The 241-nt window shown below is 44.8% G+C and carries 1 protein-coding gene; it reads right to left on the bottom strand.

Annotated elements, in window-relative coordinates; all coding sequences use genetic code 11:
• Nucleotides 1–241: FAD-dependent oxidoreductase (locus R0K30_RS23295; protein ID WP_410613378.1), on the bottom strand; the 241-nt coding region annotated here is incomplete at both ends.

Here is a 241-nt window from a genome sequence, read left to right as displayed (position 1 = left end):
GGGTTTTAACAATAACGGGGCTGGGCAAAAATTCGGCGTTAGTTACATTGCCCAACAGGCTATTGACTAAAGCAGGTAGAATTTGATTTATGGGTGCAATATATGGCTGCCATCCTTGTGATGTTTGCGCACAGTCACCTAATGCAAATATAGCAGGGCGACTGGTTTGGCCATCGTCATTTACTTTAATACCACGCTCAACTTCAAGTCCAGCTTGCTCAGCAAGCGTTACATTTGGCAC

Origin of the sequence: Bacillus sp. SIMBA_154 (genome assembly GCF_046536015.1) — a bacterium.
Lineage (GTDB): Bacteria > Bacillota > Bacilli > Bacillales > Bacillaceae > Bacillus > Bacillus pumilus_P.
This window is presented reverse-complemented; position numbering and strand designations above follow the sequence as displayed.